General features: G+C 54.9%; 6 protein-coding genes and 1 pseudogene. All 7 read left to right on the forward strand.

What is annotated here, in order from left to right; genetic code table 11:
- Positions 1-678, forward strand: a pseudogene (locus tag ABX962_RS25245) (lysine decarboxylase); the annotation flags it as partial.
- Positions 679-729: 51 nt separating this feature from the next.
- Positions 730-2,307, forward strand: a complete 1,578-nt coding sequence (locus tag ABX962_RS25250; RefSeq protein ID WP_372723444.1) for an Nramp family divalent metal transporter — start codon at positions 730-732, stop codon at positions 2,305-2,307.
- Between the two features lie 4 nt (positions 2,308-2,311).
- Positions 2,312-3,412 carry a class I SAM-dependent methyltransferase gene (locus tag ABX962_RS25255; protein ID WP_372723446.1) on the forward strand — a complete coding sequence of 367 codons (1,101 nt, stop codon included), beginning with the start codon at positions 2,312-2,314 and terminating at the stop codon, positions 3,410-3,412.
- A 75-nt stretch (positions 3,413-3,487) separates the two neighbouring features.
- Complete coding sequence (locus ABX962_RS25260) at positions 3,488-4,060, forward strand: RNA polymerase sigma factor (protein ID WP_372723448.1); 573 nt, start codon at positions 3,488-3,490, stop codon at positions 4,058-4,060.
- Positions 4,057-4,635: a hypothetical protein gene (locus ABX962_RS25265; protein WP_372723450.1), complete on the forward strand. Its 579-nt coding sequence runs from the start codon at positions 4,057-4,059 to the stop codon at positions 4,633-4,635. Before ABX962_RS25260 ends, ABX962_RS25265 begins: the two co-directional genes overlap by 4 nt.
- Positions 4,628-5,272, forward strand: a complete 645-nt coding sequence (locus ABX962_RS25270) for a hypothetical protein (protein ID WP_372723452.1) — start codon at positions 4,628-4,630, stop codon at positions 5,270-5,272. The genes ABX962_RS25265 and ABX962_RS25270 overlap by 8 nt, the downstream gene beginning before the upstream one ends.
- 72 nt (positions 5,273-5,344) lie before the next feature.
- The coding region (locus ABX962_RS25275; RefSeq protein WP_372723454.1) for a DUF1549 domain-containing protein at positions 5,345-7,223 on the forward strand (1,879 nt) is incomplete at its 3' end.

Below are 7,223 nucleotides of genomic sequence, written 5' to 3' on the forward strand. Positions count from 1 at the left end.
ATGCTCGACCCGATCAAGGCGACCGTCGTCACACCGGGGCTAAGCGTCAATGGCGAGTTTGCCGAATCGGGTATCCCCGCTTCGATCGTGACACGCTACTTGGCCGAACACGGCGTCGTTGTCGAGAAAACCGGACTCTATTCGTTCTTCATCATGTTCACGATCGGGATCACCAAAGGACGCTGGAATACGCTGCTTAGCGCATTGCAACAGTTCAAGGACGACTACGATAAGAACTTGCCGATGTGGAAGATTTTGCCTGAATTTTGTCAGGCGTTCCCAAGCTACGAGCAAACCGGGCTAAAAAATCTTTGTCAACAAATTCACGACGCGTACAAGACGCATGACATCGCTCGAGTGACCACCGAGATGTATTTGTCACCCATGCAACCGGCGATGAAACCGTCCGATGCCTACGCGATGATGACACACCGAGAAATCGATCGCGTGGAAATCGATGAGCTCGAGGGACGTGCAACCGCCGTCTTGCTAACACCGTATCCGCCAGGCATCCCGCTGTTAATTCCGGGAGAACGGTTCAACGGAACCATTGTCAAATACTTGCAATTTGCCCGCGAATTCAACGAAAAATTCCCTGGATTCCATACCGACATCCATGGTTTAGTCGAAGAAAATATCGATGGGGCACGCAAGTACTACGTGGATTGTGTACGGTAGCGAGTTAAGCAAATTGCTCTCTCCCCTCCAGCTCCATTAGAAAATCCCCGAATGACCGAGACAGCGGAAGCGAGCGGTACGAATTCACCGCCTTCGACACTGGATCCACCGACACGATTGTTTTCGATCCTTCGCTGTATCGGCCCGGGGCTGATCGTTGCGGGATCGATCGTTGGCAGTGGAGAGCTGATTGCGACGACGAAAACCGGGGCCGAAGCAGGATTTAGCCTGCTGTGGCTGATCATTCTTGGCTGTGTCGTTAAAGTATTCGCCCAAATCGAGTTTGGCCGCTACGCCATCGTCAGTGGCAAGACAACGCTGCGAGCGCTGGACGAAGTACCGGGGCCTCGCATTCGTGGACGCGGTAATTGGTTGGTTTGGTATTGGGTGCTGATGTGGATCGCCAGCATCAGTCAACTCGGCGGCATCGTCGGCGGAGTGGGCCAATCGCTGGCGATCAGCTTGCCGCTGACCGAACAAGGCGCCGACTACAACGAAATCGCAGACGCTGAAACACTGCTGCAGTTCCAACGCTACGCACCCGATGACATCGTCGTCGACGTTTCGTCAGCCCAGCAACAGATCGCGACGCGCAAACAAGCGTACCGCGACCAACACCAGGACGCGACACCCGAGGGCATTTCCGCTCCGAACGATGCGGCCATCTGGGCGACCGTCGTGGCCTTGATCACCAGCGTGGTATTGTGGGTCGGCCGCTACGGATTGATCCAGTCACTTTCGACAATCCTGGTCACCTCGTTCACTTTACTGACGATCACGAATCTGTTTTTCTTGCAAGACCAACCTGATTTCCGGGTCAGTTTGTCCGAGTTTTTCAGTGGCCTGAAATTCCATCTGCCTGACTCCGGGGGGCAAGGTGCAAGTGAAACCGCACGTCCGATCGGCACCGCACTTGCCACCTTCGGGATCATTGGCGTGGGGGCTGCCGAGCTTGTCGTCTATCCCTATTGGTGCTTGGAAAAAGGGTATGCCCGCTTCGTGGGAACCGACGATGGATCGCCCGAATGGCTACAAAGAGCATCGGGGTGGATGCGAGTGATGCGAGTAGACGCTTGGGGAGCGATGCTCGTCTACACGTTCGCCACGATCATCTTCTACCTGCTTGGCGCGGCGATCTTGCATCGCGTGGGACTGAACCCTGAAAAGGACAATATGGTTCGCACCTTGGCGGTAATGTTTGTTCCCGTGTTTTCCGAGTGGGCATCCGCGATCTTTTTATTCGGTGCCTTCGCCGTTCTCTACTCGACCTATTTCGTTGCGAACGCGAGCCATGCGAGAACATTTTCCGATGCGATGTGCGTGGTAGGACTGATTGGCGACGATCCGCAAACCCGAGAAAAATGGATCCGCTGGCTCAGCGGAGCGTTCCCACTGTTGTGTTTATTAATCTACCTGGCCTTCCCAGCACCTGCGCAATTGGTGCTACTAAGCGGTGTGGCGCAAGGCGTGATGCTGCCAATGTTGGCAGCAGCGGCTTTGTATTTTCGCTACCATCGCTCTCGAGCAGAACTGACGCCCGGCGTCCTGTGGGACATCATGTTGTGGCTCTCCGCCGCGGCAATGTTGGTCACGGGAGCATGGACTGTCGCTGAAAAATTCCTTGGCTAATTCCTTGACAAACGAAACCTCCAAACCGGCCTCACATCCGCTGCCGGCACGAACGTCCGAAGCCGCGCTCTATGACGTTGCCAAAGACTTGCCTGGCACCCGCATCCTCAGCACATCACTTGGCCGCGGCCAAGCTGCACGTTGGCTGTACCGTGATCGTAGTGATGCGAGCGTTTCACTGTGGTATCTCGATCAATTTCAACAACGACTCGCGATGGCCGACCACGATGCCGACGTCAAGGCGTTGCCTGAAACCCCGTTGTCTGAACCCCATCACTCGCTATCGATTGTGTGTGACACGGACTTACCCGAGGATGAAGTCGATCTCGCATTGATCCCATGCTCGGTGCGTGGCGAAGCCGAACTGCAACGCGATTTAATGCAACAAGCCTATTCCCGTCTGGTCATCGGCGGCCGGCTTGTGACCAGCGTCGACAATGTGAACGACCGCTGGCTACACGATCAATTAAAGGCCTATGGCGCGAAGATCAGCGTACGACACTTCGATGATGCCGTGGTCTATGTACTTCGCAAAGAGCAAGCACTGAAACGTCAACGGAACTTTGAATGTGAATTCACGTTTCGTTTTCGCGGCCAGACGATCGCGGCAATCACGCGACCGGGGGTGTTTTCGCATCGCCGGCTCGATGCGGGTGCCAAAGCGTTGATGGACGCCGTCACGGTCGAATCGGGGCAGCGGCTGATCGAGATTGGCTGCGGTTGCGGATCGGTGACGATGGCATTGGCGATGCAAACCGGCGGCATTCATTCGCTGGCGATCGACAGCAATGCACGGGCGATCGAGTGCACACGCAGGGGGGCGAAAAAGAACGGTCTCGTCGACCTTGACGCCCAATTGACCTGTGAAGGAGATTGCGATTCGCCGGCCAGCTATGATGTAGCGGTGGGCAATCCGCCTTATTTCGCCAATTTTCAGATCGCCCGACTGTTTGTCGATGCCGCTAGGCGAGCGCTGCGACCGAGCGGACGCCTGTATATCGTGACCAAACAACCCGAGTGGTACGAAGAAAATCTGGTGACCGAGTGGCACGATATCCGCGTCATCGCTGGCAAACAGTACGCGGTCGTCGAAGCTTGGAAATAGTTTTTCCAAAAATCTCCGTCGGATGCGAAATAATCAGCAGGACCTGCGCATCTTCTATAGCGTAACGACGGCCCCATGAGCACGAAGACTCCTGAAAACACGGAACACGAGGACTCCGACGATGCGTGGCGAAGGGTTTTTCTAGAATCCCAACCGACGCTCCGTGCCTTCATGCGCCGCCGACTCGCCCAAGAAGCCGATGTCGAGGACTGTTTGCAAACCGTTTTCATCAAGTCGGTCCAGCGGGGGGATCAGGTTCCCTTGGTCGCGCGTCGAGCGTGGTTATTTCGGGTTGCAGCCAACGAATGTGCGCGACATTGGCGAGATCGATCCACGACAAATCGAGTTCTTGAGAAACAGGCCAGCTATGAAACATGCAACCACAGTGATGATCATCTGCAGCGTTTAGTCGCTGCAGAAACTGCCGAGCAACTCCAACAATCGATCCAAAATTTGCCTGAGAACTGGCAGGCCATCTTACGACTTCGAATCCACGAAAACCTTACATTCCAACAGATCGCCGACCAACTGCAAATCCCGCTCGGAACCGCACTGACGCAAATGAGACGGGCACTCGAGCGACTTCGCGATGACCTGCTACCGCGGCAAGACGAAGCGAGTGAATCAGAACGAGGCCAAGAACAATGAACGAACTTTCAAGCGAATCATGGCAAGAACAGTGCCTGCTGTACTTGCTCGGCGAATTGCCCACCGAGCGATTGGCTGAATTCGAAGCACGGCTGGGCGAAGCGGATTGGTTTGGCGACGAATTGGCCAAAACGGCGGAAACAATTCAGTTGCTGGCCGAAACTCCCACGCCATGCCTGGCTTCGCCGCCGCTATGCGTTCATGACACCGATGTCGATTCGCACTCCGGTCTGGATTCCCATTCAGGGTCGTCGCGAATGGTGCTGTTGGCGGTCACGTTGGCCGCATCGGTGCTGATCGCCTTTGTCGTTGGAAAGCAGACACGCGAACCCGCGGAAAACACAGTCCCCAACGCAGCTACCTTTACCGAAGCGACGCTAGTGGCTCAAGCGTGGGCTCAATCCGTATCGGTGCTGCAATTGGACGAAGAGAGTCTGTCCGAATTTGCGATGAACGACTTGGTCTTGGATGGCCCCGAAGAATTTTTCACGCGTGAAACTGAGTCGGACGCGGACGATTCGGTGTTTGCCTGGATCGTTGCCGCAATCGACGATGGAGATCAAATCGATGGTTGATAATTCGCAGCGACGACAGCTCACCCGTTGGTTCTCGGCGATCGCGGTAACCAGCGTAGCCGTCTTGATTTTGTCGCCGTCCTGGGCTGCCGATTCGGGTGGCAAACCGAGTTCGGACCGGTCCAATCCGGTGACACAGATCGACCCCAAACTCGAAGCAGCCGCCATCGCCCTGGTTAACAGCCAGCTACCGGAGCTGGAACCGCTACTCGATCGGCTAAGAGCCAACGAACCGGCTCAGTACCACACCGCGATACGCGATCTGGCCAGATCCGCCAAGCGGCTAGAAGCGGCCAAGAACCGTGATCCAGAGATTTACGAAATCGAATCGAAACTGCTGCAAGCACAAATGCATGTCAAACTGCTCGCCGCAAAACTGAAAGTGCGAGATCGGCAAATCGATCGCGAAACGCTTCGCGAGGCGGTGGCGACGTTGATCCAAACGGAAATAAAACGCGCCGAAGCCGAGATCCGCTACACAAAACAGAGAATCGAACGAACCCAGCGTCAACTCGCTGCTGCCGAAGAACGACTCGAAGCGAAACAACAAAACTTCGAAACCTATCTCGACAAGAACTACCAACAACTTTTGCGTAGTGCAGGTCGCAGCAAAGACAAAAAGAAAGACGCAAAATAGCGACGCGGCTCACCCCGCGCCCCGTATCCGATCCCCCCTTCATTCCCCATCCTTGGCCCATTGGTGTTTTCAATGATTCGAACCACCGCGAAACCTCTGTCACTCATCGCTTGCATCGCCTTGGCATGCTTCGTTGGCCAAAAACCATCGACGACTCATGCAGAACCGGCGGTGCCGAAATCGCAAAAATCCTCTGGTTCCAAGCCGATCGCCCCTTTGAGCGAGCGTTTTGCCACCGCGGATGCGTCGGAAGTCCCCGATTTCCAAAAGCACATCACTCCGCTTCTAGGTCGACTCGGGTGTAACGGACGTGCTTGTCACGGTTCGTTTCAAGGTCGCGGCGGTTTCCAATTGTCGCTCTTTGGCTATGACTTCAAAGCGGATCACGAGGCGTTGATGGCTGAGAATGCCGGACGGGTGGACACCAGCGATGTGGACGAGAGTCTAATCTTGGCGAAACCCATTGATGCTGATATGCACGAGGGAGGAAAACGATTTGACGAAGGAAGCTGGCAACACAACACGCTTCGTCGCTGGATCGCATCCGGAGCCAAATTTGATCCGAAACAGGTGCAAACGCTGCAACGTTTGGAAGTCACCCCGAATGAAATTCAATTTAGCAAACCAGGGGAACAGGTTCAATTAAAGGCGTATGCACATTGGCCCGATGGCAGTGTCGAAGAGGTTACCGAACTTTGTCGTTTCAGTTCCAACGATGACGCGATCGCAGCGATTGACGAAGAGGGGCACATTGATTCGGGCGAACAAGGCGACACCCACGTTGTTGTTTATTACGACAACGCCGTGGTTCCGATTCCCGTGATCCGTCCGATCGGCTCCTCAGTGTCACATGTAGCCCAATTGCCAGCCAAGCCGATTGACAGACTTGTTCAACAAAAACTCAACAAGCTTGGCGTGGTGCCTGCGGGCCCCTGTACCGACTCGGAATTCATTCGTCGAGTGTCGTTGGACATGACCGGAATGCTTCCCGCAGGGGAAACGGTACGTGAATTCATTGCCGATACATCGCCGGACAAACGCGAAAAGCTGATCGAAGACCTGCTCGATTCGCCCGCTTACGCGGCATGGTGGGCGACACGCATGTCGGATTGGACCGGCAACAGCAACGAACAACTCAATAACGTCCTGCCGATTCGCAACACAGCCTCGCGATTGTGGCACGAATGGCTGCGGGTTCGTTTGGAGGACAACGTTCCCTACGACCAAATTGTGGCGGGAATTGTCGAAGCGAACAGCCGCCAAGAGGGCGAAAGTTATCGCGAGTTTTGCGAACAAATGACAAAAGCTTGCTCGTCCGGAAACGAAGAGGTCTTTGCGAAACGTGATGGTATGCCACTGTTCTGGGCGCGACGTAATTTCCAAAAACCCGAAGAGCGAGCGATCGGATTTGCTTACGCATTTCTAGGGGTTCGCATCGAGTGTGCGCAGTGCCACAAACATCCGTTTGACCAATGGTCCAAAGACGATTTCGAGCAATTCTCGCAACTGTTCACCCCCATCCGAATCAACCAAAACCAGGTTTCACCGGATGCCAAAGCGGTTCGCGACGAATTGTTAAAAGACATCACCGATGGCAAGAAACTCAATAATGGCGAGCTTCGCAAAGCCGTTTACACTGCGGCCCAGAAGGGTAAAGTTGTTCCGTTTGGCGAGTTACTTGTGAACACGCGTGGCGCGTCGGACAAAGCAAAGCGGGCGCGAGCGATCGCAAAGAAAAAGGGACAAAAGGTTCCCGAACTGAAACTTCCAACCGGCACCATTCTTGGCCAGGGTGAACCGGTCACGCTCGACAAAGATCCTCGCCCGGCGCTGATGCAGTGGCTTCGCGATAAAGACACTCCGTACTTTGCCAAAGCGATCGTCAATCGCGTCTGGGCCAACTATTTCGGCACCGGAATCGTCGACCCATCGGACGACATGAACCTTGCCA

The organism is Novipirellula sp. (assembly GCF_041583735.1).
In the GTDB taxonomy this organism is placed as follows: domain Bacteria; phylum Planctomycetota; class Planctomycetia; order Pirellulales; family Pirellulaceae; genus Novipirellula.